The organism is Robbsia sp. KACC 23696 (assembly GCF_039852015.1).
In the GTDB taxonomy this organism is placed as follows: domain Bacteria; phylum Pseudomonadota; class Gammaproteobacteria; order Burkholderiales; family Burkholderiaceae; genus Robbsia.
This window is the reverse complement of the sequence record NZ_CP156627.1, coordinates 159,528-184,251: the sequence shown is the minus strand read 5'-3', so window position 1 is coordinate 184,251 and position 24,724 is coordinate 159,528. Positions and strand designations below refer to the sequence as shown.

The 24,724-nt window shown below is 61.5% G+C and carries 17 protein-coding genes, 1 pseudogene and 1 riboswitch; of the genes and pseudogenes, 7 read left to right on the top strand and 11 right to left on the bottom strand.

Features of this window, described 5'->3' with window-relative positions; genetic code table 11:
- Positions 1-237: 237 nt before the first annotated feature.
- The 4 genes from ABEG21_RS15655 to ABEG21_RS15640 all read right to left on the bottom strand — a co-directional run bounded on the left by ABEG21_RS15655 (position 238) and on the right by ABEG21_RS15640 (position 5,305).
- On the bottom strand, positions 238-1,257 hold the full coding sequence (locus tag ABEG21_RS15655; RefSeq protein WP_347557571.1) for an iron ABC transporter permease: 1,020 nt from the start codon (positions 1,255-1,257) through the stop codon (positions 238-240).
- Positions 1,258-2,286 carry an ABC transporter substrate-binding protein gene (locus ABEG21_RS15650; protein ID WP_347557570.1) on the bottom strand — a complete coding sequence of 343 codons (1,029 nt, stop codon included), beginning with the start codon at positions 2,284-2,286 and terminating at the stop codon, positions 1,258-1,260.
- An 8-nt stretch (positions 2,287-2,294) separates the two neighbouring features.
- A complete protein-coding gene (locus ABEG21_RS15645; RefSeq protein ID WP_347558046.1) occupies positions 2,295-3,044 on the bottom strand; it encodes an ABC transporter ATP-binding protein in 750 nt (249 codons plus the stop codon).
- Positions 3,045-3,133: 89 nt separating this feature from the next.
- Positions 3,134-5,305 carry a TonB-dependent siderophore receptor gene (locus ABEG21_RS15640; protein WP_347557569.1) on the bottom strand — a complete coding sequence of 724 codons (2,172 nt, stop codon included), beginning with the start codon at positions 5,303-5,305 and terminating at the stop codon, positions 3,134-3,136.
- Between the two features lie 131 nt (positions 5,306-5,436).
- Positions 5,437-5,610: riboswitch (adenosylcobalamin (AdoCbl) riboswitch) on the bottom strand.
- A 103-nt stretch (positions 5,611-5,713) separates the two neighbouring features.
- On the opposite strand from ABEG21_RS15640, the gene ABEG21_RS15635 reads away from it, so the two are divergent.
- Entirely contained in the window at positions 5,714-6,649 is a 936-nt protein-coding gene (locus ABEG21_RS15635) for a Ku protein (protein ID WP_347557568.1), read from the top strand.
- Positions 6,649-9,363 (top strand): DNA ligase D, encoded by a 2,715-nt coding sequence (gene ligD / locus ABEG21_RS15630; protein ID WP_347557567.1) that lies wholly within the window; start codon positions 6,649-6,651, stop codon positions 9,361-9,363. The genes ABEG21_RS15635 and ligD overlap by 1 nt, the downstream gene beginning before the upstream one ends.
- Here the strand turns inward: ligD and ABEG21_RS15625 are convergent.
- Together ABEG21_RS15625 and ABEG21_RS15620 are read right to left on the bottom strand one after the other, a co-directional pair.
- A complete protein-coding gene (locus ABEG21_RS15625) occupies positions 9,345-10,505 on the bottom strand; it encodes an acetate kinase (RefSeq protein ID WP_347557566.1) in 1,161 nt (386 codons plus the stop codon). The genes ligD and ABEG21_RS15625 overlap by 19 nt on opposite strands.
- A gap of 34 nt (positions 10,506-10,539) precedes the next feature.
- On the bottom strand, positions 10,540-12,993 hold the full coding sequence (locus ABEG21_RS15620) for a phosphoketolase family protein (RefSeq protein ID WP_347557565.1): 2,454 nt from the start codon (positions 12,991-12,993) through the stop codon (positions 10,540-10,542).
- Between the two features lie 203 nt (positions 12,994-13,196).
- On the opposite strand from ABEG21_RS15620, the gene ABEG21_RS15615 reads away from it, so the two are divergent.
- Positions 13,197-14,636: a DEAD/DEAH box helicase gene (locus tag ABEG21_RS15615; RefSeq protein ID WP_347557564.1), complete on the top strand. Its 1,440-nt coding sequence runs from the start codon at positions 13,197-13,199 to the stop codon at positions 14,634-14,636.
- A gap of 87 nt (positions 14,637-14,723) precedes the next feature.
- Here ABEG21_RS15615 and ABEG21_RS15610 read toward each other — a convergent pair whose 3' ends face one another.
- Positions 14,724-15,599, bottom strand: a complete 876-nt coding sequence (locus ABEG21_RS15610; RefSeq protein ID WP_347557563.1) for a hypothetical protein — start codon at positions 15,597-15,599, stop codon at positions 14,724-14,726.
- Between the two features lie 439 nt (positions 15,600-16,038).
- On the opposite strand from ABEG21_RS15610, the gene ABEG21_RS15605 reads away from it, so the two are divergent.
- Entirely contained in the window at positions 16,039-17,595 is a 1,557-nt protein-coding gene (locus ABEG21_RS15605; RefSeq protein WP_347557562.1) for a methyl-accepting chemotaxis protein, read from the top strand.
- Positions 17,596-17,606: 11 nt separating this feature from the next.
- On the opposite strand, the gene ABEG21_RS15600 is transcribed toward ABEG21_RS15605, so the two are convergent.
- From ABEG21_RS15600 to ABEG21_RS15585, 4 genes are all read right to left on the bottom strand, one after another.
- Positions 17,607-18,482 carry an SMP-30/gluconolactonase/LRE family protein gene (locus ABEG21_RS15600; RefSeq protein WP_347557561.1) on the bottom strand — a complete coding sequence of 292 codons (876 nt, stop codon included), beginning with the start codon at positions 18,480-18,482 and terminating at the stop codon, positions 17,607-17,609.
- A gap of 46 nt (positions 18,483-18,528) precedes the next feature.
- On the bottom strand, positions 18,529-19,836 hold the full coding sequence (locus ABEG21_RS15595; RefSeq protein ID WP_347557560.1) for an MFS transporter: 1,308 nt from the start codon (positions 19,834-19,836) through the stop codon (positions 18,529-18,531).
- A 51-nt stretch (positions 19,837-19,887) separates the two neighbouring features.
- Positions 19,888-20,571, bottom strand: coding sequence for a TetR/AcrR family transcriptional regulator (locus ABEG21_RS15590; RefSeq protein WP_347557559.1), 684 nt, complete (start codon positions 20,569-20,571; stop codon positions 19,888-19,890).
- A gap of 204 nt (positions 20,572-20,775) precedes the next feature.
- Positions 20,776-21,642, bottom strand: a complete 867-nt coding sequence (locus tag ABEG21_RS15585) for an IclR family transcriptional regulator (RefSeq protein ID WP_347557558.1) — start codon at positions 21,640-21,642, stop codon at positions 20,776-20,778.
- Between the two features lie 183 nt (positions 21,643-21,825).
- Here ABEG21_RS15585 and ABEG21_RS15580 point away from each other — a divergent pair, with 183 nt between their 5' ends.
- From ABEG21_RS15580 to ABEG21_RS15570, 3 genes and pseudogenes are all read left to right on the top strand, one after another.
- Complete coding sequence (locus tag ABEG21_RS15580; RefSeq protein ID WP_347557557.1) at positions 21,826-22,932, top strand: ABC transporter ATP-binding protein; 1,107 nt, start codon at positions 21,826-21,828, stop codon at positions 22,930-22,932.
- Entirely contained in the window at positions 22,925-23,803 is an 879-nt protein-coding gene (locus tag ABEG21_RS15575) for an ABC transporter permease (protein WP_347557556.1), read from the top strand. The genes ABEG21_RS15580 and ABEG21_RS15575 overlap by 8 nt, the downstream gene beginning before the upstream one ends.
- A gap of 34 nt (positions 23,804-23,837) precedes the next feature.
- Positions 23,838-24,623: pseudogene (locus ABEG21_RS15570) on the top strand (ABC transporter permease); the annotation flags it as partial.
- Positions 24,624-24,724: the final 101 nt, after the last annotated feature.

Genomic DNA, 24,724 nt, shown 5'->3' with positions numbered 1-24,724 from the left:
ATGGATTCGCCCCTGTATAACCGGACACAGCATCACACCAAGTGGACTCCCCCCGGTCTGGGTAAACAAATTGGACCCTCACGCCGAAGCACTTTTAAAGGCCTCGGGACTGACGCCGCCTAAATGACTGCGTCCCCGGATGCGCATGTAATATGGCGCGACCTCTGCAAGGCGTTGATTTTGCGACCGCCTGTTCGCGCTAACGAAGTCGCCATACGCGCGGGGCGGCCGTCATTGTCATAAACGTCGTACCAACACCGCCAAAGTCGCACCACCGACCAACGCGGTAATAACGCCGATCGGCAAATCGTCGGGCGCGATCAATACCCGGGCGCCGACATCGGCCCATATAAGAAATAACGCACCGTAGACCGCGCAAAGTGGCAATAGGCGTCGATGCAGTGCGCCGCTGAAGCGGCGGCAGAGATGCGGAATCACCAGCCCGACGAAACCAATCGCGCCGCTGACGGACACGGTGACCGCGGTTAACAGCGCACAGACGACGAACAGTTCACGTCGTAGTCGCGCCGTATCGATGCCCAGCGCGGTTGCCGACAATTCGCCGCTCATCATCGCATCGAGCGCGCGACTGCGTGCCCAGAGCCAGATGATTCCGACCGTGGCGCAGAGCGCTGGCACACCCAACAAGGACCATCGCGCGAGTCCGAGTCCGCCCAGCATCCAGAACAGCACCGATGACGCGGCGCGTTGATCGCCCAGATAGAGCATCAGATTGGCGAGGGCCGACGCGGTAAAGGCGACCGCGATGCCCGACAGCAATAAGCGGGACGGCGTCAGCGCGCCCCGCCAGCCGCCCAGTATCAGTACCGCGGCACTCGCCAGCAGGGCGCCGATAAAAGCAAACAGGGACAGCGTCCATTGCCCAGCCAGATTCCCGGCGACGACCGTCGCGATCACCGCGCCACAGGCTGCGCCGGCACTCACCCCCAGCAAATGCGGATCCGCCATCACATTGCGCGTGCTGGCTTGCAGCGTCGCCCCGGTCACGGCAAGCGTGGCGCCGACGATCACTCCTAGCAGCACGCGCGGCAGGCGAATCGACCAGACGATGCCATCGGTTGCCGCCGAGACGAAGGGATCGACCGGACCGAGGCCGACGTGCGTCAGCAGCACCCGTCCGATATCGATGGGCGCGAGCGTCACGGGCCCGAAAGCGGTGGCGACGACGATCGAGATCAGCAGGGCCAACAGCGAGAGCGGCAGGACGAGGCGCGTAAGGCGGGATGCACGTGCCATTTAGTGCGCCCCTGCGTGCAATGCGTCGACGAGAGCTTCGGGGAAGGCGTCGGGGTGCAGCGCATGCGCGATCGTTTCGACGGCCTCGGCATTGTGGATGCCGGGCGTTGCCGCGTCGTAGGGCAATACGATAAAGCGATGGGATCGTATCGCGGCGACGCTGGCCAGCGCAGGATTGTCGAGCAGGAACTGTATTTTTTGCCGTGCGGTGATCGGGCCGTAATCGACGATGACGATGAATTCCGGATTGCGTGCCACGACGGTCTCCCATCCCACCTGCGTCCAGCTTTGTCGGACATCGTCGAGGACATTGCGGCCGCCCGCCGCGTCGATCAGCGCCGTGGGCATGGCCAGCGCGCCGGCGGAGAAGGGCTTGTCCTGCCCGCTATCGTAGACGAACACCGTTGGCGTATGCGACCGATGCGCAAGCGCCGCGCGTACGGCCGTAACACGCTGCTGCATCCCCGCGACGATCTGTGCCGCGCGTGCGTCGACATCGAATATTGCGCCGAGATTGCGTAAATCCGCGTACGTGTCCTCCAGTGACGCGGCAGGCCGCCGCATGACATGGGCGCACGACTCGCGCAATTCGTAGGTCGCGATATGAAAGTCCGCGAGCGTCGACGGCGTCACCGGGCCGCCGACCTGCATCCCGTACAGCCATCCCGCGACATAGAGATCCGCGTGCGCATCGACCAGTGCTTCCAGCGGCGGGTAGCGGCGCGCCAGCTCGGGCAAGGTCCCCAGAGCGGCTTTCAATTCAGGCGGAGCGGTCTTCCAGCCGGAGATGCCGGTATAGCCGACCATCCGCTCGCGCAACCCCAAGGCCAACATCATTTCGGTCAGGTTGATATCGTGGCTGACGGCGCGCCGCGGAGAACGATCGAACGTCACGCTGCGGTTGCAACTGCGAATCGTCACGGGGTAATGCGCTGTGCGTGGCGCGGCGGCTTCCGCAGCGGCAGCGGCGTCGGCCTGGAAGCCGAGGCCCGCGAAGAAGGCACAGGCAATGAGGCATCGAAGAAACATGCTGTTCGCTACTCCATAATCGGCGTGATGCGGGGCGTCGCATGCACTGGATGGTCGTCGATCACCGCGTCGATGCCGTAATGGGCTTTCAGTCGCGCGGCGGTCAGCACCGAACGCGGGCACCCCTCGGCAACGATCCGTCCGTCAACTAGCAGATAAAGGCGATCACAGAAGGCGGCGGCCAGATTCAGATCATGCAAGGCGACCAGCGTCGACAGGCGCTGCGCCTTGATATGCTTCATCAAGCCGATCTGATGACGGGGATCCAGGTGATTGGTCGGTTCATCGAGCATCAGCACGCGCGGCTGTTGCACCAGCGCACGCGCCAATAGCGCACGTTGGCGCTCGCCTCCCGAGAGCGTGGCGAACGGCCGATACCGCCAAGCGAGTAGATCGACATCGCGGAGGCATTGTGTGACAAGACCCACGTCCTCCTGCGTCACACCGTCGAAGGGACGCTTGTGCGGCGTTCGCCCCATCGCCACTACCTCCTCGACGGAGAGTCCGAACGCATCGGGCGCGTCCTGCAGCACGACGGCGATGCGCTGCGCGGTCCAACGCGCGCCGGTCTGCCAGATATCGGTGCCGTCGAGCCGTATCTGGCCGCTGTCCGGCCGCGCGTAACGGAACGCGCACCGCAAAAGACTGCTCTTGCCGCTGCCGTTCGGTCCGATCAATCCCACGCACTCGCCCGGCCCGACGCGCAGCGACACCCGCTCCAGCAAGGCGTGACGCGCAATGCCCGGTGCATGTTCCATGCGTGGTCGGTGGCTCGTAGGCGACGGCGACCACGACAAGTCCGTGATCGTCAGCAGACCGGTTGCGGTATCGGTGTCGGTGCCGGTGATCAAAACCGCACCGTCGCCGTGACGCCGCCCGAGCGCGGCGCGCCCAGCAGCCATTGCGTGCCGCTATTTTGGGATGTAATCGCGTAGGTGCGGTTCGTCAGATTACGCAGGTAGAGCGCCAGCGTGAGATTGCGCGATACGCGCCAGGAAGCGCTGGCGTCGAGCAGCAGGTAGGCGGGAATGCGCACGCTATTGGCCGTGTCGCCGTAGCGGCTGCCGACATACCGCAGGCCGGCACCGACATTCCAGCCCGGCGTGAACGCCCAGTTCACCCAGACATTGGCGGTTTGCTGCGGCACGTTGAAGGGCACATTCCCGGCGCGGGAGACCGAGCTGGCGCCCACCGTTTCATCGAACGTATCGTAGCGGGCCCGTAGCACCGACGCGTTGGCATCGACGGACCAGCCGGCGGGCAATTTCGCGCTGCCGGTCCATTCGATACCGCGAGACGACTGCCTGCCGATCTGAATCGTTTGTGTCGGATCGTTCGGGTCGGTGCTGAGCAACTGGTTCTTGACGATTTGATAGAAAGCGAGGGTCCAGTCCGCTCGCCCGCCCGCCAGGATCTGTTTGATCCCGGCTTCCCACTGATGTCCGGTGGACAAGGCATAGGCGCTGCTGGCTTGGGACAAGCTGATCAAGGAGCCGACGCCATCGGAACCGGTGGTGTATTGCCCGTACAGCGTCAGCACCGGGGTCAGCGAAAACACCAGGCCGGTGCGCCAGCTGGTATTGGCAAAGGTGCGCTTGAACTGCGTGGCGGCCGTGGTCGCTGTGGCAAAGGTGTCGCGTCGGTAATCGATATGGTCGTAGCGTAGCCCGCTGACCCACGCCAGGCGATCGGTCAACTCGATGCGGTCTTCGGCAAAGAGGGCAGCTTGAGAGGTGCGCGTGCGAAACACCGGTCGGGTCGCATCGGTGCTACTGAACAGGCCCGGATCGAAGCCGCTTTGCGGGACGACGGAGCCGCCGTCGAACGGGGTGTTGCTGCCATCGACGAAGGTCACCGAATTGAACTCGCCGCCGATCACGAAGCGATTCTGTCGCCCCGCGATAGGCCCGTTCAGCGTGGCGTCCAGACGGTCGCCGATCTGCCGTTGATGATGCAGTATCTCGATATAGTCACTGCGCGCGACGCTATCGTTTGCCTGCAGCGCATAGCTTTCGGCGTCGCGCCAGTGTCGATCGATCAACATGCCATACAGCTGATTGCGTACCGTCAAGCCGGGTAATGCTTGCCACCGCGTATCCAGACGCGTCCAGCGATCGTAGTAGGCGATGTTCGCATCGGCGACGTTATAGTTCTGCCGCGTCAGCGCGGCAGAGAGCGCCCCGTCCCGCACCGGCACGCCGAAATAGGCCATCGGCATTTGCCGCGCATAGTCGAACGACAGCGTGAAACGCAGCGTCGGCGTCGCGTCCAGTTGCAGCGCGCCGCCCACCGCGGTCGTATGCGATTCACCGCGTAGCATCCAGCCATTGCTGCGCTCGTCGTTCAGATAAAAGCGATAGCGCAGCGGTGGCGTGCCGGGGTGCCCGGTGTCGATCGGTCCGGTCGTGTCGAATGCCACGCGCTTCTCGCCGTACGCGCCGACGCCTAGCAACAGCGTCGTGCTGCGCACGCGTTGCGGCAGCTTCGGGATGACATCGATCACGCCGCCCATGCCGCCCGCGCCGTTGAGTACCGAGGCGGGACCGCGCAGCACCTCGATGCGGTCGACGGACCAGGTATCGAACGGAAAGGTCACGGTGCCGGCGCCAACGAATAGCTTCGTGCCGTCGAACAAGGTCGTGATCGATTCCTGCCCGCTAAAACCGCGTACCGAGAGGGCCGTCCCCCCATTGCCGGGTGCAGCGTTGTTCGCGTAACCGGCCGCGCGGGTCACGGCGTCGAGCACGGTCGTGTCGCCGCGCGCGCGGATCGTGTCACCAGAGAGGGTATCGACGCTGGCGGGCGTATCCATGCTCGACATCCCGAGGCGACTGCCGGTGCCGATCGGCACGGCCAGGCGCTCGGTCTTGTCGGCGTCGCGCGGTGCCAGGACACGAACGGGCGGCAACGACGCGTGTTCCGCCACCGTTTCGTCGGCGTTGGCTGCGCGTAACACGCCGGCCGAGGCGAGCATGGCCAACACCGCCATCGCGGGTCGCGTGGGATGCCGCGGGGCCATCGGTGGCGCTTGGCGCCGGCAGCGCTTCGGCATGCCAAGCGTCGATCGACGTCGTGCGGGAAGAAAGGGAGACGCGGCAGCGGGTTCAGGCGCAAGGGCGCCTGTCCGCGAGCGGACAAAGGGATTCACGCAAATCGCTCCATGGGGTGACGCGCCCCGTTGGGTAGGGAAGAAAACGGTACGGAGCCAGGTCTGACTTCCAACGCGCAGCGAGGGGTTTTCCCATCCTGCGCGTTGGTCACAGTGGCGCGACCGCGCTGGATTTACACCAGCTTCCGGACTCCGCATAGCGCGCATTGTACTGTGCAAACGCGTCGGCGCAAGCGCCGTGACCAGATCAGGCATAAAGATTGCGCCATGGCCCGACTTAGCACGGACTTTCCTTCTACAACGACAACAAGGAGTGCGATGGCCAAGATTCTGTGGAAAGGCGCGATTGCGTTCGGCCTCGTGCATGTCCCGGTTCAGCTCTATCCGGCCACGCGGGGCTCGAAGCCGTCATTCCATTTGCTCGACGAACGCTCGCTCGATCCCATCGGCTATCGTCAGTACAACAAGCGGACGGGGAAAGAGGTCCCTCGGGACAAGATCGTGCGCGGATTCGAGTATGAAAAAGACCAATACGTCGTGCTGAGCGACGACGAGTTGAAAGCGGCGAATCCGAAATCGACGCAAAGCATCGATGTCGTGTGCTTCGTCCCGGCCTATCAGGTCAACTTTCTCTATCTCGATACGCCGTATTTTCTGGCACCGGACAGCCGCGGCGAGAAGGTGTACAAGATGTTTCGCGAAGCGTTGGACGTCTCCGGCAAGATCGCCATCGCCTTGGTCGTCATGCATGAGCGTCAACATCTGTGCGCCCTCGTGCCGACGCCAGAGGGGTTGTCCTTGACGACTTTGCGTTGGGCGGAAGAAGTCCTGGATGCCGGCGACGTCGGCGATATGGGCGCCAGAAGTTGGCGCGATGCAAGCGTCAGCGCGAAGGAGCGAGAGATGGCGGTGCGCCTGATCGACGATATGAGCGCGGATTTTACGCCCGACGAATACAAGGACACGTACCGAGACGACGTGCTCGCGCTGGTCGATCGAAAGGTGCGTGCCGGCAAGACGAAGACCGTCGAAGCGGTACCGGCGGCCGGTGACGACGACAACGGGCGGGGGGCCGATATCCTCGATCTTACGGCGTTGCTGAAGCGCAGCCTCGGTCAGCGCGGTCGCGGCAGCGCTGCTGCGGACGAGCCGGATGACGACGGCAAGCCGGATACGTCGCGACGCGGCGCGGGAGCAAAGAAAGCCTCCAGTAGAAAGACGACGACGCGCAAGACCGGGACAGGAGGGCGGTGATGGCCGACAATCTGGCGACGTATCGGGGCAAGCGGCGCTTTAGCGGCGAGGCAGCGACGCGAGAGCCGGAAGGTGGCCGCGCCTCGCGTGCCAGGAAGGCCGCCAACGAGGGTCTGCGCTACGTCGTCCAGGAACATCACGCGCGAAATCTGCATTACGACTTCCGTCTCGAATTGGATGGCACCTTGAAGTCGTGGGCGATCCCGAAAGGGCCGAGCGAGGACCCCAAGGTCAAGCGGCTCGCGGTCCATGTCGAGGATCACCCGGTGGAATACGGTGCTTTCGAGGGCACGATTCCGAAAGGCCATTACGGCGCGGGCGACGTCAAGATTTGGGATCATGGCTCGTGGGAGCCCGAGGGCGGTATCGCCGCCGCGCGAAAAGGATATGCGGCTGGCAAACTGACCTTCCGGCTTCATGGCGAACGGCTGCAGGGTAGGTGGGCGCTGGTCCGCACGCGCATGCACGGAAAACAGGCGCAATGGCTGCTGTTGAAAGAACGCGAGGCCGAGGCGAGCGCGGACGCCGCGTCAGCCGAAACCGCCGCGTCCGCGCCGCCCGCCAAGACGGCAAAGCGCGCAAAGCCCGGCAAGCCCGGCAACGGCAAGCCGACCCAGGCGGACGACTGGCGCGCCATTTGGGAAAGGGTAAAGACGCAGGGTCGGCGCGCCGCTTGTCCGGAGACGATGAAGCCGCAACTGGCGACCTTGGTCGATAGCGTGCCCGGCAGCGGCGAATGGTCGTACGAAATCAAATTCGACGGCTATCGTATCGTCGCGCAGGTGCGCGCTTCCGCGACCAAGGCGAAGCGCCGCGCAGGGCCGGTCAGCGTGCTTTACACGCGAGAGGGCAACGATTGGACGGCAAAGCTGCCTGAGCAGGCCGCGGCGTTGAGCGCGTGGACCGAGGCCATCGGGGAGCGATACGGCAGCGCCATTCATGGCGCGTGGTTCGACGGTGAGGCCGTGGCCTTTAATAAGGAAGGCGTTCCGGATTTCCAATCATTGCAGAATGCGTTCGATGCGCATCGCAGCAGCCATATCGTTCTGTATCTGTTCGATCTGCCCTATTTCAACGGATACGACTTGCGGGAAGTGCCGTTATCGGAGCGACGTGCCCTGTTGCGCGCCTTGCTTGCCGAGATCCCGGTCCCGGACCTATTGCGGTTTTCCGAGGACTTTGCCGCACCGCCCGCGCAATTGCTGTCGCATGCGTGCGCGCTGTCACTGGAAGGGGTCATCGGCAAGCGGACCGACAGCGCCTACCGTGCCGGGCGGGCGCCCAGTTGGATCAAATTGAAATGCCGACGTCGACAGGAGTTCGTCATCGCGGGCTTTACCGAGCCGGCGGGTTCCCGTTCGGGCGTCGGTGCCTTGCTGCTGGCGGTGTATGACAAGACGAATACGGGGAAGGGTAAGGGCAAGCCGACACTGCAGTACGCCGGGCGCGTCGGGACCGGCTTCGACGCGGCGATGCTGAAGGCCTTGCGTGCCAAGCTCGACGCACTCGAGAAGAAGCACGGATCGGCGACGGCTCCGGTGAGCAATCCCCCCGCGTCGCGGGCCGGCGGCAAGGTGCACTGGGTGACGCCGACCTTGGTCGCCGAATGTGCGTTTGCCGAATGGACGCGCGATGGCGTATTGCGCCAAGCCTCGTTTATCCAATTGCGAGATGACAAGTCAGCGAAAGACATCGTTCGGGAGGACGCCGCCGTGCAACCCGCTTCCGCCAAAGCATCGAAAAAGACCGCCGTCGCCAAGGCGTCGGCGCTGGAAAAAGAAGCAAGCGGCTTCAAAGGCAACGACGTCATTGCAGGCGTTCGCGTGACCCATCCTGACCGGGTGGTCGACAAGCAGAGCGGTGCCCGGAAGATCGATCTGGTGCGCTACAGCGAATGGATCGCGCCATGGCTTTTGCCGGAATTGAAGCAGCGGCCGGTATCGTTGATGCGCGTCACCGGCGATATCGACGGCGAGTCGTTTTTCCAGAAGCACGCGCCCAAGCAATCGATACCGCACGTCACGCAGCATGCCGATTTGGACCCGGGGCATCCCCCCTTGCTGACCTTGGATAGCGTCGACGCGTTGGTGGGGGCGGCCCAGATGGGGGCGATGGAACTGCATACGTGGAACGCGCGCGTGGACAGTATCGAAAAGCCCGATCGCATGATCTTCGATCTGGACCCGGGCGCCGGCTTGCCGTGGGCGCGAATGATCGAAGCCGCGCGGTTGACGCATACGATCTTGGAGGAGATCGGCCTGAAGGCCTTTTGCAAGACCAGTGGCGGCAAAGGTTTGCATATCGTCGTGCCCTTGACGCGACACGCGAGCTGGGAGCTTGTTCGCGACTTTGCGCAATCCGTCGCGCAGCATCTGGCGAAAACATTGCCCGATCATTTCATTGCAAAAATGGGAGAAAAGAATCGCAAGGGCAAGGTTTTTGTCGATTATCTCCGCAACAACCGGGGCGCGAGCACGGTGGCGGCATTCTCGCTACGCGCACGCCCCGGACTAGGTATTTCGGTGCCGATCACGTGGGACGAGCTTGCATCGATACGCGGCGGCGATCATTGGACGCTGGAGACGATCCCAGAAAGAATGGCGCAATGGCCCGATGCCACCGACGGCAAAAAAGGGCCCTGGCACGGCTATGCGACGGCACGGCAACGCATCACTGCCGAGATGCGCAAGCGGCTTCAGCCTAGCAAGGACTGAACGTGCGCGGCCATTTGCTTGTTCTCGTCGGACGCCACGACGCGGGTCTCGAGCGATAGGAATCCTAGCTTGTCGGCGATACGTTCGCGCAGCGCCGCGCTATGTTCACCGACGCCGCCAGTGAATACCAATAGGTCGACACCGCCCAATATCGCCGCGAAGGAACCTACCGCTTTTGCCACGGCCGTGACGAAATACGTCAGCGCGAAGGCGGCCGTTGCATCGCCTTTATCCGCCGCTTCCTGGATGACCTGTACGTCGCTGCTGAGCCCCGACAAGCCTTTCAAGCCGGATTGCCGGTCCAACAAGGTTTCGAGCTTGTCGGCGTCATAGTCGTGTTCGCGCATCAGATACAGCAGGATCGTCGGATCGAGATCGCCGCTGCGGGAACTCATCGGAATGCCGCCGGTCGGCCCGAGCCCCATCGTGGTATCCATCGGCTTAGCGTCTTGCAGTGCAGCTAAACTAGCGCCGCTTCCCAGATGCGCGATGACGGTGCGCGCCGGAATCGACTCGCCCAGCGTCGCGACGGTATGTTCGTACGACAAGCCGTGAAAGCCATAGCGGTGCAGGCCGTTCTGACAGAGCGCCTCGGGCAGGGGGAAGCGCTTCGCGACGGCGGGTAGTCCGTTATGAAAGACGGTATCGAGACAGGCGAAGTGCGGCACGCCGGGGAAGCGCGTGCGCGTTGCATCGATCAAGGCCAGTTCGATCGGTAAATGCAAGGGCGCAAAGGGCATTGCCTCTTCGAGCAATTTCCGCGTCCTGTCGTCGATCGGGCCGTGCTTGGTGATATCGGGGCCGCCGTGAACGATCCGATGCGCGATCGCATCGGGCCGTGTTGCCCACCGTTGACCCGCCGCCGCTTTCTCTACCGCTTGCAATGCGGCATCGAATGCGCTCGGCTGATCCGGCCACCGGCCCTGTGTCTCGTTGCGGCTTTGCGCTTCCGGCTTACTTTCCGCACCGTTTGCCCGCGCCTGATCCGTGAAAAGCGTGATCGTCAGCGTGCCGGCATCGCTGCCGATGCCTTTCATGTCCGCTTTGCAAAGTGGCACCGGTTGCGCGCCGCCGATACGGAACCAGGCGAGTTTCAACGACGAGGAGCCACTGTTGACGGTCAATACCGCGGCATCTTGCATGGAATCCTCCGGTTAGGGTTGCCGTCGTCGCGTATCAAGCCGATTTCCATTGCCAGTGCTTGATTTCGGGCAGATCGTCGCCGTGCGTCGACACGTATTCGCGATGACGGTCTTTCAGCGCCGCGATGCGTTCCGCGGCGGCTCTCCATTCGGGCTTATCGGCACGCGCGTGTCGCAACGCCGCGGCAGCCAGCGAATAGCGATCGATCTCGTTCAGGACGCACATATCGAAGGGCGTCGTCGTCGTCCCGTGCTCCTGATAGCCGTGCACGTGGAAGTCGTGCTGATTCGCTCGCTTGTGAATCAATTGATGGATAAGTGGCGGATAGCCATGGAAGGCGAACACGACTGGCGTGTCCTCGCCGAACAGCTTGGAGAAACGTTCATCCGGCATGCCATGCGCATGTTCGTTGGGTTCGAGCAGGGACATCAGGTCGACGACATTCGTCACCTGAATACGCAGGTCCGGTGCCGCGTCGCGCAGCAGCATCGCGCTCGCGAGAATCTCGCGGGTGGGCGTGTCGCCAGCGCAGGCGAGGACGACGTCGGCCTCCTCCACGTCGTCGACATTGCCTGCCCAGCGCCAGGCATCGGCGCCCAGACGACAGTGATCCTTCGCCTGCTCCGGTGTCAGCCACACCGACTCCGGCTGCTTGCCGGCGATCACGACGTTGATCATGTCGGTGCTTTTCAGGCAATGTTCGAAGACGCTGAGCAGCGTGTTCGCATCGGGCGGCAGGTAGACGCGCACGATGCGGCTGCTCTTGTTCATGACGTGGGAGATAAAGCCCGGGTCCTGATGGGAAAAACCATTGTGATCCTGCTGCCAGACGTGCGACGTCAGCACGTAGTTCAGTGCCGAGACCGGCTTGCGCCAGGCGATGTCATGCGCGCTTTCCAACCATTTCGCATACTGATTGAACATCGAATCGACGATGTGCATAAAAGCTTCATAGCAGGAAAACACGCCATGACGGCCGGTGAGCAGATAGCCCTCCAACCAGCCTTCGCACAAGTGTTCGCTCAACACTTCCAGCACACGACCGTCGGGCGATAAGTTGTCGTCGGTTTCTTCGTGCGAACCAAGCCAGCATCGTTTGGTCACTTCGAACACGCCATCGAGACGATTGGAGGCTGTTTCATCCGGCGCGAACATTCTGAAGTTCGACGTCGACTCGTTCAAGCGGAAAACGTCTCGCAGATAGGCGCCCAACTGATGCATGGGGCTGCGCTGTTCGGACCCGGGCGCCGTGAACGACGTGCCGTACGCGCCAATGTCCGGCAGCACGAGCGGCGTGCGTAGTTCGCCGCCATTTGCATGTGGCGTACTGCCCATCCGTAGATCGCCGCGCGGCGGTAGATCGCGTAGCGCCGCGACGGGGCGCCCTTCGCCGTCGAATAGCGTCTCCGGTTTATAGGAGCGCAGCCATGCTTCGAGCGCTCGCAAGCGACGTTCGTCGTCCTCGCGCTCGGCGGGATCGGTTTGATCGCCGGCGGAAGGGGCCTGCACGGCGAGCGGCACCTGATGGGCACGCCAAGTGCCTTCGATCGGTACGCCGCCGAAGGCATGGGGGCCGGTCCAGCCTTTTGGCGTGCGGAGGATCAACATGGGCCAGCGTGGCCGTGTGACCGTTTCGCCGCGTGACTGCTGCGCCCGTGCCTCACGGCGAATCGCCGAGAGACAGTCGAAGACGCGATCCAGCATATCGGCCATCAGCCGGTGCATCTCTTTCGGGTCGGAACCCGATACGAGGATCGGTTCAAAGCCATAGCCTTCGAAGAGCGCACGCAGTTCCGAATCCGGGATGCGCGCCAGGATCGTCGGATTGGCGATCTTATAGCCGTTCAAATGCAGAATCGGCAGGACCGCGCCGTCGCGGGCGGGGTTCAGGAATTTATTGAAATGCCAGCTCGCGGCGGCGGGGCCTGACTCCGCCTCGCCGTCGCCGACGACGCAGGGCACCACCAAATTCGGATTATCGAAGGCCGCGCCGCAGGCGTGCAGCAGGCTGTAGCCCAACTCGCCGCCTTCATGAATCGATCCCGGCGTTTCCGGTGCGGCATGACTCGGCAAGCCATACGGCCAGGAAAACTGACGTTGCAGACGATGCAATCCGGCTTCGTTTCGCGCCATGTCCGGATAGCGTTCCGGAAAACTGCCCTCGAGCCAGGTTTGCGCCAGCACGGCCGGCGCGCCGTGACCGGGACCGGTTACGAACAGCATCCGCTGTTCGCGCTCGGTGATGATGCGGTTCAAATGGGTATAGACGAAATTGAGGCCCGGCGTGGTTCCCCAGTGGCCGAGCAGGCGCGGCTTGATGTCGCTGAATTGTAAAGGGCGGCGAAGAAGCGGGTTGTCTTTCAGGTAGATCTGACTGGCGGCGATGTAATTCGACGCGCGCCAATAGGCGTCCATCTGACGGAGGGTCTCCTCCGATGCATGATGGGTGGACGGGGCGGAAAGCGCATCTTGAACGGAAGCAGGCATCGCGGCTCCTTAAGGGGGCACGGGATTTGGGTGGTTGAGGCGGAAACAAGCGGCAAGTGCATTCTAAAACGCAGCAATTTGCGCGCCTGTAAGATAGCGATGCAGCATGTGCGCATGCGTCCGCAGCGTTCGGTGAATCGCGATTTGGGTCGCTCAACCTGGCGGTAACGGTAGAATTGCGGTTTTTAGCCCGGAATACGCCAATGTCTTTTGCCTTACTTGGCCTGATCGATGCCTTGCTGCGTAATCTGCAGGCGCTCAAGTACCAGACACCGACCCCGGTGCAGACCAAGGCGATTCCCGCTGTGCTCGGTGGCAAGGATGTCATGGCGGCGGCACAGACCGGCACGGGCAAAACGGCCGGCTTTGCGCTGCCGCTATTGCAACGGCTGGTCCAATCGGGGCCACCGGTGGCCAGCAACCGCGTGCGGGTGCTGGTACTGGTCCCCACGCGCGAACTGGCCGAGCAAGTGCTGCAAAGCTTCGTCGAGTACGGACAGGGGCTGGATGTACGATTGATGACCGCCTACGGCGGTGTCAGTATCAATCCGCAGATGATGAAGTTGCGAAAGGGCGTGGATGTGCTGGTTGCCACACCGGGCCGTCTGCTCGATCTGCATCGCCAGAATGCCGTGCGCTTCGATCAGGTGCAAACGCTCGTGTTGGACGAAGCCGATCGTATGCTGGATCTGGGGTTTTCGCGCGAACTCGATGCGGTCTTCGCAGCCTTGCCTGCTCAGCGGCAGACCCTGTTGTTCTCCGCCACGTTTACCGACGATATCCGTACGATGGCGGCGAGCATTCTGCGGAGCCCCGTCAATATCAGCGTTAGTCAACCCAACGCCACGGCGAGCAAGATCAAGCAGTGGGTGGTGACGGTCGATAAAAAGGACAAGCCTGAACTTTTCCTGCACCTCGTGGCGGAAAACAAGTGGGATCACGCGCTGGTGTTCGTCAAGACCCGCGAGGGCGTGGAGTATCTGGCGGCGATGATGGAACGCGAGGGCTATGCGGTCGATACGATCCATGGCGACAAACCGCAGCCGGCGCGTCTGCGTGCGTTGGAACGTTTCAAGTCGGGTAATGTACGCCTGCTGGTCGCCACCGATGTGGCGGCGCGCGGACTGGATATCGACGACCTGCCGTTGGTGATCAATGTCGATTTGCCGATCGTGGCGCAGGACTACGTGCACCGCATTGGTCGGACCGGCCGCGCCGGTGCGAGCGGGGTGGCGGTATCGCTCGTGTGCGCCGACGAAGCGCCGCAATTGGCCGCGATCGAAGCGCTGATCCAGCAAACGCTGCCGCGTGAAGAAGAACCGGGTTTCGAAGCCGAGCACCGTGTGCCGCAGACCAGCGCGACGAGGCAGATCATCAAGAAACCGAAGAAACCCAAGAAGCCCAAAGTCCTGCAAGCGGCGTCGGGGGCAGCCGTGCCCGGTCAAAAGCCGCGTCAGCAAGGAGCGGGCAACAAGCGCAATGCGAATGGGCGGGTTGCCGCTGCGGGTAAGGGGACGGGGTCGTCGCGGGCGAAGCCATCCGCGACGCAAAAGCCGGGTGGCAAGCCTGCCGGCAAGCCCGGCTCGGGACCGCGGAAGCCTGTTGGTAAAGGCCGGAGCGCGCCGGGAAAACGCCCGGCTTGAGCGCTTGTTGGATGCGCATCATCGATGCGCTCGTGCCTTCCATGCCGTCCTGGGGCGGGTATAAAACCCTTTGAGCAAGCGGCGGCGTCAATCGCCGCTGCTTCCGCCGCCGCCGCAACTACTGCCGCAGCTACTGCCGCAACTCGAGCCGCTGCTGCAGCTATGTCCCCCTGCATGTCCCCCGCTCGAACAACTGTGACCGCCGGAATGATGATCTCCGGTGGAAGGAGAAGAATCGGTCGTCGATGGGAAATCGCTCGGAAAATTCGTGGCGACGGCGCCGCTCGGGATATCCCTGCGCTCACTACGACCGGCCGCGAGTCCCAGCGCGAAAAGCGCTGCTTCGGTCCATATCCATCCGCGCGAAAAGCCCGCGATGCGGTCCGTCTCGAAAAGTGTGGGATAGCCATTCCCGCTCGTCCTGAAAAACGCGCCGTAATGCCGTTTCGCGATTTGAAAACTAGACCACGTGTTCACTGTCTCTCTGCTGAACGTGGCGTTACGCTCCAAGGTGTGTGGCTTCGCGGTTGGGTCGGGCCTATGATGAATCATCTGGCCAAAGAATCGATGGCAGAACGCTTCATACTCCGCCGTACACAACACGAACGCGTGCCACGCTTTGTCGACCAGAACCGACGGCATGCCCAGGGATCCCGCTTCGGGTTTTTCACCGCTTAACCGCAGCAATAGAAAGAACTCACGCAAACCCGCGAATGCGAGGTCGCCTTGCGCATGCGTCAGGTCGGGATGCTCATGATGAAAGACGTCCAGCACGAGCTTCGGGAAGGCGTAGCGATGCAGATGTGCGAGTGCTTTTTCCGTGTGGTTTCCCCGTGCCAGATTATGGGGCGCTACGGATTTCTTTGCGCCAAGGTGCGCTTTTGCTTTGTCGATGGCGGTGCTGACAGCACCGATCGCCAAGATACCGCCCCAAAAATAGAGCCCAATGTGGTCTCCCGCCATATCCGATCTCCAATGGGCGGATTGTTATATGAAAGTTGGTGGCACGCATGCGCACTGGAGGCGTCGATGGGCTACTTGCTGGACCTCGCCACTGTCCTTGCTGAGGACCACCCCGGAGCCACGACGAATGCGATGGTTGCGGAGACGTTCAATAACGAGGCGCGGCGGATCATAGGGAGTATAAAGGCCGTGCAAAGTAGACAGAGCATTCTATTTCACTATTTTTTGCTATGTCAAATACGCAGTTTGATTACCGAATGCCCACAAAGACGGCGTGTGCGCGACGGGACCGCGTCGAGATAGACAAGTCTCACCATCCCTCAGCCTCCAAGTCGGGACTGAAATATAAAGTTACATATTAAAACGAACGTATGATCAAGAAAATTTGAAAGGTGTCGTTAGTGGTGTAAGAATCATTCTTCCATCAACGAGACACGTCATGGCCTCTTGGTCAGTCCGAGCAAAACTCACGGTTGCTTTCGGCTCCCTTACGTTCCTGGTCCTGTGCATTGCCGGCCTCGCGTTAAACTCCTTGAGCAACGCGAATCAGAACTTTATCTCCTACGTTTCCGGCATCAACGCCCGAGCGGACGCCGCGCAGGCCGTGGAGGCCGCGGTGGCACGGCGCGCGCTGGCGTCACGCGATATGCTGTTGGTCAGCGAAAGCGCTCGCCCACGTATCGCGGAAGCGGGGCGCAACGCACAGCAGGATGTCGACGCCAATGTCGACAAGCTGAATCGATTGGCCAAGGAGGGACACGTTCCGCCGGAGGTCCAAGCGCTCGTTGACAACATGACGCGCGTCGAGGCGTCGTACAAGCCGGTCGCGAACGATATCCTCCGCCTCGGATTGGCGGGCGAGCACGACGCCGCGATTCAGAAAATCGATAGCGAAGGGCGCCCGCTATTGATGGCGCTGCAGCAAGCCACCGCCGCCTATATGGCACTGACGACCAAACGCCAGCACGCGGCGATGCAAGCGTCTGAAGACTCCTTTGTCTGGCATCGCGACGCCGTGTTTTTGATTTGCTTGGTGGCCGCCATTGCGGCGGTCCTGGCCGGCTGGCTTATCACGCGCTCGATCACGACGCAATTAGGCGCGGAACCGTTCGATCTGAGTCGGATCGCTCGTACCGTGGCCGACGGTGATCTGCGGTCCCTTGATTCACGCAGGCAGCCGCCAAAGGGCAGCGTCTTGGCGTCGATGCACGATATGCAGCGCAATCTCAGTGCGCTGATCGGGCAGGTTCGCACCGTTGCGATCGGGATAGCGGCCGGTTCCGGCGAGATAGCGCAGGGCAATCTGGATCTGTCGACGCGAACCGAACAGCAAGCGGCGGCGTTACAGGAAACCTCCGCGAGTATGGAGGAGCTGACGGCTACCGTGCAGCAGAACGCCAACAACGCCCAGCAGGCCAGCACGATGGCGACCGAAGCCTCCCGTGTTGCGACGCGTGGTACGACCGTGGCGCGAGACGTCGCGCAAACAATGAGCGACATCAGTGAGAGCTCTCGCAAAATCGAAGAGATCACCAGCATCATCGAAGGTATCGCGTTTCAAACCAATATCCTGGCATTGAACGCCGCCGTCGAAGCCGCGCGCGCGGGAGAACAGGGTCGTGGCTTTGCCGTGGTGGCCAGCGAAGTGCGGAGTCTTGCGCAACGTTCGGCAAGTGCCTCGAAGGAAATCAAGGCATTGATCAACCGTTCGGTAGAGCAGGTCAACGCCGGCACGCGTTTGGCGCATCAATCCGGTACGACGATGGGCGAGGTCGCGCAGGCTATCGTGAACGTTACGACGTTGATCGGCGAAATCGCATCCGCATCGGATGAGCAAAGCCGCGGCATCCTTCAGGTCAACGTTGCCGTCACCGAAATGGACGAGGTGACGCAGCAGAATGCGGCCCTCGTGGAAGAGGCGTCGGCAGCGTCGCAGGCATTGGTCGTTCAGGGAAATCGGCTATCCGATGCGGTGTCTTCCTTTACCGTTGCGTAACCGCGTATCGTTCAGCCAAACGCCGGCTCCGGAAGACCCTTCACGCCGACGTCGACCGCTAGCAAGGCGCCCGCAAGCGGTTCATTTGCCAGGACCTCCGGCGCGATCATCTTCGTTGCCGTACTGATGTAGAGCGTGCTCAGATCCGGACCGCCAAAGCAGACGCATGTCGGATTGGTCACCGGTAGCGCGATCGTGCGGTCTATCGTGCCGTCGGGTGCATACCGCACAACGCGACTCCCGGCGAATACCGCGTTCCAAAGATAGCCTTCGCTATCCACGCAGGCGCCATCGGGACGTCCTGTCTGCCCGGTGTAATCGGCGAATACGCGCTTATTCGAAATCTCGCCCGATTCGGGATCCAGATCGAATGCCCATATCTTCAGACGGCGGGTGTCCGACATATACAGCGTCCTGTCGTCCGGCGAGGTCGTGATGGTATTGGTCACGATGATATCGCCGAAAAATCGCTTCACCGTACCGGATCGATCGACGCGATAGAAGCTGCCGAGCGGCTCGCGAATCTGCGCGTCCATCGTACCGATCCAAAGTCGGCCACGCCGATCGCAACGACCGTCGTTCAGTCGCGTGCCGGCATCGTGCGGTTCGACGTCGGTAATGGTCGTTAGATACCGTGAGACGGGATCGAAATGACATAGCCGGTTGTCCAGCGCCACGACAAACCCGCCTTGCTTGTGCGGCACGAGCGAGCCGAGAAAAGTGGATGGGAAAGGGTAGACGTCGTGGATCCCCGTCGCCGCATCGAAGCTCTGCAGCTTCGGCTTTTCGATGTCGATCCACCAGATGCGTTGGGTTCTATCGCACCAGATGGGCGTCTCCCCTAACTGGTCCCTGGCTTGTACGACTGCACGAACGCTTGCTTGCACGACATGTCTCCTGAGATTTGGTCGGTTTTGCCGGGTCATCGTGCCGTCACGGCTTCTCGATAACGATACGCTTGACGTCGCCGAGCAAGAAGATGTACGACAGCGCGCCGATCAATGCGAGCACCGATATGAAGGCGAGTGCATAAACGAAAGAGCCGGTGCGTGCGACGATGAAACCCACCACCAAGGGCGTTGTGATCCCGGAAACATTCGTCATGAAATTGTAGATGCCGCCTGTCAGGCCCATCAGATTCAACGGCGCGATATCGGCAATGACCACCCAGCCGAGCCCGACCATGCCCTGGCCAAAGAACGCGATGGACAGGATCAGAATGACGAGTGTATTACTGGCCGTGTAGTTCGCCACGACGATCGACGCCGCCAGGAAGAGCCCCAGGACGATCGGAAACTTTCGCGCGAAATTCGCGGAGGTTCGGGTCAGCAATTTATCGGAAAGCCAGCCGCCGGAGAGCACACCGACACCGGCCGCGATGAAGGGCAGGATCGAGAAGAAGCCCACTTTCAACCACGGCAAATGACGCTCGGTCGCGAGATAGGTCGGAAACCAGGTGACAAAAAAGATGAGGGTGGCGTTACCGGCGAACTGACCGAGACTCGCGCCCCAGATTTGCCGGAAGCCTAACAACAGGCGGACGTTCTTCCACGAGAACGGCTCGGCTTTCACCGCATCCAATTGCAAGATGTCGCCGTCTTGTATGTAGTCGCGTTCCGCTTGATTGACGCCTGGAAAGCTCGCTGGGTCCCGATACCATTTCCACCAGACAAAGGCGAAGACGATACCCGCGGCACCGACCGTGACGAAAAGCGAACGCCAGCCGAAATGCGTCAGCATCACGTACAGCAAGGGGCTAAAGACGGCCAGGCCGATGTACTCGCCAACCGTGTAGATACTCGTTGCCCGCGCTCGTTCCTTGCGTGGGAACCAGAGGCTGACGATGCGGCTGTTTGCCGGAAAGCACGGCGCTTCCGATACGCCGAGACCGAGGCGGAGGCCAACGAAGCTCATCACGCCGACTGCGCAGCTTTGGAGAAGCGTGAAGAGCGACCAAAAGAAAAGCGATAAGAAGTAGGTGAGGCGATTGCCGAAGCGGTCGAGAAAGATGCCGCCCGGGATTTGCGCAGCCGCATAGGTCCAGGCAAATGCCGAAAAAATGACGCCTAAGGTCGCAGGCGAGAGCGCCATTTCATGCGTGATCGACGGGGCGGCGATGCCCAGCACCGTCCGGTCGAGATAATTGATGACCGTCCCGGTTGTCAGCAGGGCGAGAATCTGGAATCGCGCTCGACTGGGCTTCTTGGGGTCAAGATCAGTACCGCTAAGCGATGGTTTCATAAAGAGATAGATTTTTTTTAGGGAGAGGCATTGTCAAGCGACGGTTTTCCGTTAAAGGATGACGAATCGCATGATCGAATCGACTGCATTCGCCTTTATCTTATCGAACGACAAACCGACGGATATCTGCCTTTCAAATAGGGTCGAGAACGTCGACTTGTTCGACACGCCGTAGAAACAGAAGGCGCTGATCTGCCAATGAATCTCGAGTGCGCTGATGCCCGGACGAAAAACGCGGTCGTGTACGCCTCGTGCGTAAATGCGATCGACGGTCGCCAATGCGAGTTGATTCAACTGAACGATCACGTCCGAACGCGCCAGATGATGGGCCCCGTTCATATTTTCGTTCAGAACGAGCTTGACGAAGTGTGCGTTTTTCTCGTGATAGGAAAAGCGAAAGGCGACAAGCTTGCGCAGGGCCGCCTCTGGTGAAAGCACATCGTAGTCGACCGCTTCCTCGAGTTGCCTCACGCGCCGATATGCGTTTTCCAACACCGCGACATAGAGACCGTCCTTGTCCACGAAGTAGTAGTAAATCATCCGCTTGCTGCAAGACGTCTTCGCTGCGATTTCGTCTATGCGGGCGCCGGCGAAGCCGTGCGCCGCAAATTCCGCCGTCGCCACCTCGAGGATGTTTTTTCGGTGACCTTCGGCGTCGACGATGCGGACCGATTTCTCGTCGGAATCGTTCCGCGCGGTGCGCGCACAGTCGCGGCTGCCAATGTGTGTTTCCACCGGATCCTCAAGACGGTGCGGTTGCGAATGCCGACGGTTCGGCCTGTCAGGAGCAATTGTGTACTAAATAGTTAACAGGCCCTATGCGGGGAAACCCGATCAACCGCACCCGCATTGCGACGCTCGAACACCGCTGCGCCGACTTTTAAGATGCGCGACAACGCGCCTTGCTCTCTCATGGGCGTGTCGCGCGCGTCTTCGACGTTACACCGTCATGCGATCCGGCACGGAGCCGCCTAGCATTTGCGCGGGTCGTCGGCTGCTGGGATCGAAAGGGTCCAGCTGCGCGGTCAAGGCGGCGGCTTCTCTTTGCAGGATCGACACGACGGTTGGCAGACGCTGCGCGTTCAAGCGCTCGGCGAGCGTGCCGATGCTCAGTGCCGCTAAAGCCCGTCCGTCGCGATCAAGAATCGGCACGGCCACACCGCCCATTCCTGGAAAGGTATTGACCCCGCCATCGCCGGGAAACGCGCCCAGACCGCGCGACACCGCATACCCATGCTCGCGCACCCAGTCGATCGCCAAGCGCAGCGATACCTCGTCGTGCAGTTTCAGATCGAGTAGGCGCGGGAGGTTGAAGCGGATCACCTCCTCGCGCTCCGCGTCCGGAAGATAGGCAAGGATCGTCAGCGATGCCTGCCCAGTTCCCAGGACGACGCGGCCGCCGATGTCGCCCGTGAAGGAGCGGATCGGCAGCGCCCCTTCGCATCGGTCGAGACAGATCGCGTCATAGCCATTGCGCACGATCAGAAACGTCGTGTCGCTCAATGTCGCCGACATGCGTAGCAGGATCGGACGGCACACATCGCGCAGATTGCCGCGCCGCGCCGACTTGGCCGCCATGGCAAACAAGGCCAGCGTCGGTCGATAGGCCTTGGCGGCATCCTGTTCGACCATGCCTTCGTCGATCAGCGCATGCAGGAGCCGGTGCGCCGTCGGCTGCGTCATGCCCGTCTGTTGGGCCAGTCGATTCAGCCTGGCGCCGTCGTCACTGTCCAGTACCGCGCGCAGCAATCGGAAGGCGCGTTGCAGGCTGCTTAGCGACTTTTCACTTTCGAGGTCGGATGTCATCTCAATATTGTCTGTCGGAATGATATGGGGAAGTGATCTTCCTTGATTCCGTCTGTCGAAATTAACAGGAAATAAATTCCTCTGAACAAAATTTTAGTTTGACGCGGGCATTTTGGATTTTTACGGTTGATGCGTCGACTGGTGAAAGAAGCCGGTCCAACCGTTCTTGGGCGATGCGTGGCGATGACGTTTTTGAACCTGATCGATGTAGGCAAGCGCTACGGCGAGGTGGTTGCCGTGGAAGGCATCAATCTCAGTATCGCCAAGGGGGAGTTCGTCTCCTTGCTCGGGCCGTCCGGCTGCGGCAAGACCACCACGCTGCAGATGATCGCCGGCTTCGTGCAAGCCAGCAGCGGCCGGATCATGCTGGACGGCCGCGACATTACGCGAGAGAAGCCGAACAAGCGTGGGCTCGGTATCGTGTTCCAGAGCTATGCGCTGTTTCCGCACATGCGCGTGGCGGACAATGTGGCTTTCGGTCTCGAGATGCGCGGCGTATCGCAGGCGGAGCGTGCTGAACGGGTGGCGCAGGCGTTGAAATTGGTTCATCTGTCGCGCTATGCCGATCGCTATCCGCGCGCGCTCTCCGGCGGTCAGCGGCAGCGCGTCGCTTTAGCGCGTGCCTTGGTCATCGAACCGCCCGTGCTGTTGCTCGACGAGCCCATGTCGAACCTCGACGCGAAATTGCGCGAGGCCATGCAGGAAGAATTGCGAGACATACAACGCACGGTCGGCACGACCACCTTGATGGTCACGCATGATCAGGCGGAAGCCTTGTCCATGAGCGATCGCGTCGTGATCATGGAGGCGGGGCGGGTCGCGCAGATCGCGACACCGCGCGCTGCCTATGAAACGCCGGCCAGTGCATTCGTCGCGCAATTCGTCGGTCGCGCCAATTTGTTCGATGCCGAGGTCCTGTCGAATGGCGGTGATCGCATCGGCTACGGTGCCTTGGTCGCCCCGAGCGCACGTTGGACATTGGACGCTCGGACGCAGACATCGCCGAGCGAAGTCGGAACCGTCCTCCAATGCTGCGTGCGGCCGGAGAAGCTGCGACCGATGGCCGACGATGAAACCGGTTTGCCCTATGTCGACGGCACCGTGTTGTCGGCGATGTTTTTGGGAGACCAATGTCTGTATCGCATCGACACGCCGCTTGGCGCGTTGATCGCGCTATGGCCGAACCGGCAAGGGCCGGGCACCGATGTCGGCGCGCGAATCCGCGTCGGTTGGATGCCGGAATCCGCGCACGTCCTGGGCCAAGTCGATGCGGGAGCCGTGCATGGCTGACAAGGCTTCTCGGGCAAGCCGGACGCCATCGGATTGGCGCCCTTACGCGGCCAGCGCACCCGGCGTCGTGTTGTTCTTGACGATGGTGATCGCGCCTTTGTTGATGACGTTCGCTTTGTCGTTCAATGGTTTCGATTTCAATACCGGAATTCAGCCCACATACGGCCTGCGGAATTATTGGCAGGTACTGTCCAGCGGCTATTTCCATGAAATCTTTCTTCGGACCTTTTTCGTCGCGGGGATCACCACCGTGATCTGCCTGCTGGTCGGCGTGCCGGAGGCGTACGTGCTGTCGAGGATGCGCAGCCCGTGGCGCGCGATTTTCCTGGTCGTGATCTTGGGGCCCTTGCTGGTGTCTGTGGTGGTGCGCGCATTCGGCTGGAACATGCTGCTCGGCAGTGAGGGCCCGATCAATCTGGCCTTGATGGCGTTGGGATTCGGTCGCGTCAAATTGTTGTTCACGAATGGCGCCATGATCGTCGCGCTCGTGCATGTGATGTTGCCCTTCATGGTAATACCGGTCTGGACGGCGCTGCAGCGCCTGGATCCGGCGGTCGAACAGGCCGCGCTGTCACTTCGCGCTTCTCAGTTCACGGTCATGCGCCGCATCGTCTTGCCGCAAGTCTTGCCGGGCATCCTGTCCGGTAGCTTGATCGTATTCGGTTTGAGCGCCAGCGCTTTCGCGATTCCCGGATTGTTGGGCGGCCGGCGCTTGAAGGTTGTCGCCACCGCTGTGTATGACGAGTTTCTCAGCTCCTTGAATTGGCCGCTCGGTGCGACCATTGCGATCGTACTGCTGCTGGCGAACCTGATCATCATGCTGTCCTATAACCGCTTGCTGGAAGGCCGGCATAAGGCGACGCTGGGCTGAACGCCCGGCGTGGATCCATTGGAGAGTGTTGTCGATGCGTGGAAATGGTCCCCTGGCATTGTGCTTTCACACCGTAGTCGTGGTGTTCGTGTTGGCGCCGCTGGTGATGGTGTGTCTGGTGGCCTTCACGCCGGAAAACACCTTGTCGCTACCCTTGCACGGGTTCTCGCTGCGCTGGTTTCGCGCCGCATTGGCGAATGACGAATTCGTCCAATCCTTCTATAACAGCCTGACGCTTGGCGTGCTGTCGGCGACGATCTCGCTGTTGATCGCGGTGCCCGCAGGCCTGGCCGTGGGACGGCTGCGCTTTCCGGGACGCGGCGTCATCAATGGCTTATTTCTCTCGCCGCTGGTGATCCCGCATCTGGTGCTCGGCGTGGCGCTGCTGCGTTTGTTCACCTTGCTGAACACAACCGGTTCCTTTGCCTGGTTGGTGGCATCGCATGTGATCGTCGTCACGCCGTATGTGATGCGCTTGATTTTGGCGTCGGTGGCGGGCTTGGACGCGAGTGCCGAACAGGCGGCCTTGTCGCTGGGTGCCAGCCCATGGACGGTGCTCCGACGCATTACCTTGCCCTTGATCGTCCCAGGGATGACCGGCGGCTGGATCCTGGCGTTTATCAATAGTTTCGATGAGCTGACCTTGTCGATTTTCGTCACGACGCCGCAAACCTTGACGCTGCCGGTGCGGATGTACACCTACGCCACCGAGTCGATCGATCCGATGATGGCAGCTGTTTCCGCATTGACGATTGCGCTGACGGCGGTGGTGATGGTGACGATCGATCGCGTATATGGCCTCGACCGCGTCTTGATCGGACCCGACGCGGCCGGTAGTCATCCCGAAAAAACGCGGCGTCGCGCCGGGCGCGTGCGTGTGCGCGTTCGGCGAGCCACCGCCCCTGTATCGATCGATAACGG

Excerpts from the sequence above, each read along its gene's own strand:
- ABEG21_RS15655 (WP_347557571.1), bottom strand. The coding sequence starts at position 1,257 with ATGGCACGTGCATCCCGCCTTACGCGCCTCGTCCTGCCGCTCTCGCTG.
- ABEG21_RS15650 (WP_347557570.1), bottom strand. The coding sequence starts at position 2,286 with ATGTTTCTTCGATGCCTCATTGCCTGTGCCTTCTTCGCGGGCCTCGGC.
- ABEG21_RS15645 (WP_347558046.1), bottom strand. The coding sequence starts at position 3,044 with ATGGAACATGCACCGGGCATTGCGCGTCACGCCTTGCTGGAGCGGGTG.
- ABEG21_RS15640 (WP_347557569.1), bottom strand. The coding sequence starts at position 5,305 with ATGGCCCCGCGGCATCCCACGCGACCCGCGATGGCGGTGTTGGCCATG.
- ABEG21_RS15635 (WP_347557568.1), top strand. The coding sequence starts at position 5,714 with ATGGCCAAGATTCTGTGGAAAGGCGCGATTGCGTTCGGCCTCGTGCAT.
- ligD (WP_347557567.1), top strand. The coding sequence starts at position 6,649 with ATGGCCGACAATCTGGCGACGTATCGGGGCAAGCGGCGCTTTAGCGGC.
- ABEG21_RS15625 (WP_347557566.1), bottom strand. The coding sequence starts at position 10,505 with ATGCAAGATGCCGCGGTATTGACCGTCAACAGTGGCTCCTCGTCGTTG.
- ABEG21_RS15620 (WP_347557565.1), bottom strand. The coding sequence starts at position 12,993 with ATGCCTGCTTCCGTTCAAGATGCGCTTTCCGCCCCGTCCACCCATCAT.
- ABEG21_RS15615 (WP_347557564.1), top strand. The coding sequence starts at position 13,197 with ATGTCTTTTGCCTTACTTGGCCTGATCGATGCCTTGCTGCGTAATCTG.
- ABEG21_RS15610 (WP_347557563.1), bottom strand. The coding sequence starts at position 15,599 with ATGGCGGGAGACCACATTGGGCTCTATTTTTGGGGCGGTATCTTGGCG.
- ABEG21_RS15605 (WP_347557562.1), top strand. The coding sequence starts at position 16,039 with ATGGCCTCTTGGTCAGTCCGAGCAAAACTCACGGTTGCTTTCGGCTCC.
- ABEG21_RS15595 (WP_347557560.1), bottom strand. The coding sequence starts at position 19,836 with ATGAAACCATCGCTTAGCGGTACTGATCTTGACCCCAAGAAGCCCAGT.
- ABEG21_RS15585 (WP_347557558.1), bottom strand. The coding sequence starts at position 21,642 with ATGACATCCGACCTCGAAAGTGAAAAGTCGCTAAGCAGCCTGCAACGC.
- ABEG21_RS15580 (WP_347557557.1), top strand. The coding sequence starts at position 21,826 with ATGACGTTTTTGAACCTGATCGATGTAGGCAAGCGCTACGGCGAGGTG.
- ABEG21_RS15575 (WP_347557556.1), top strand. The coding sequence starts at position 22,925 with ATGGCTGACAAGGCTTCTCGGGCAAGCCGGACGCCATCGGATTGGCGC.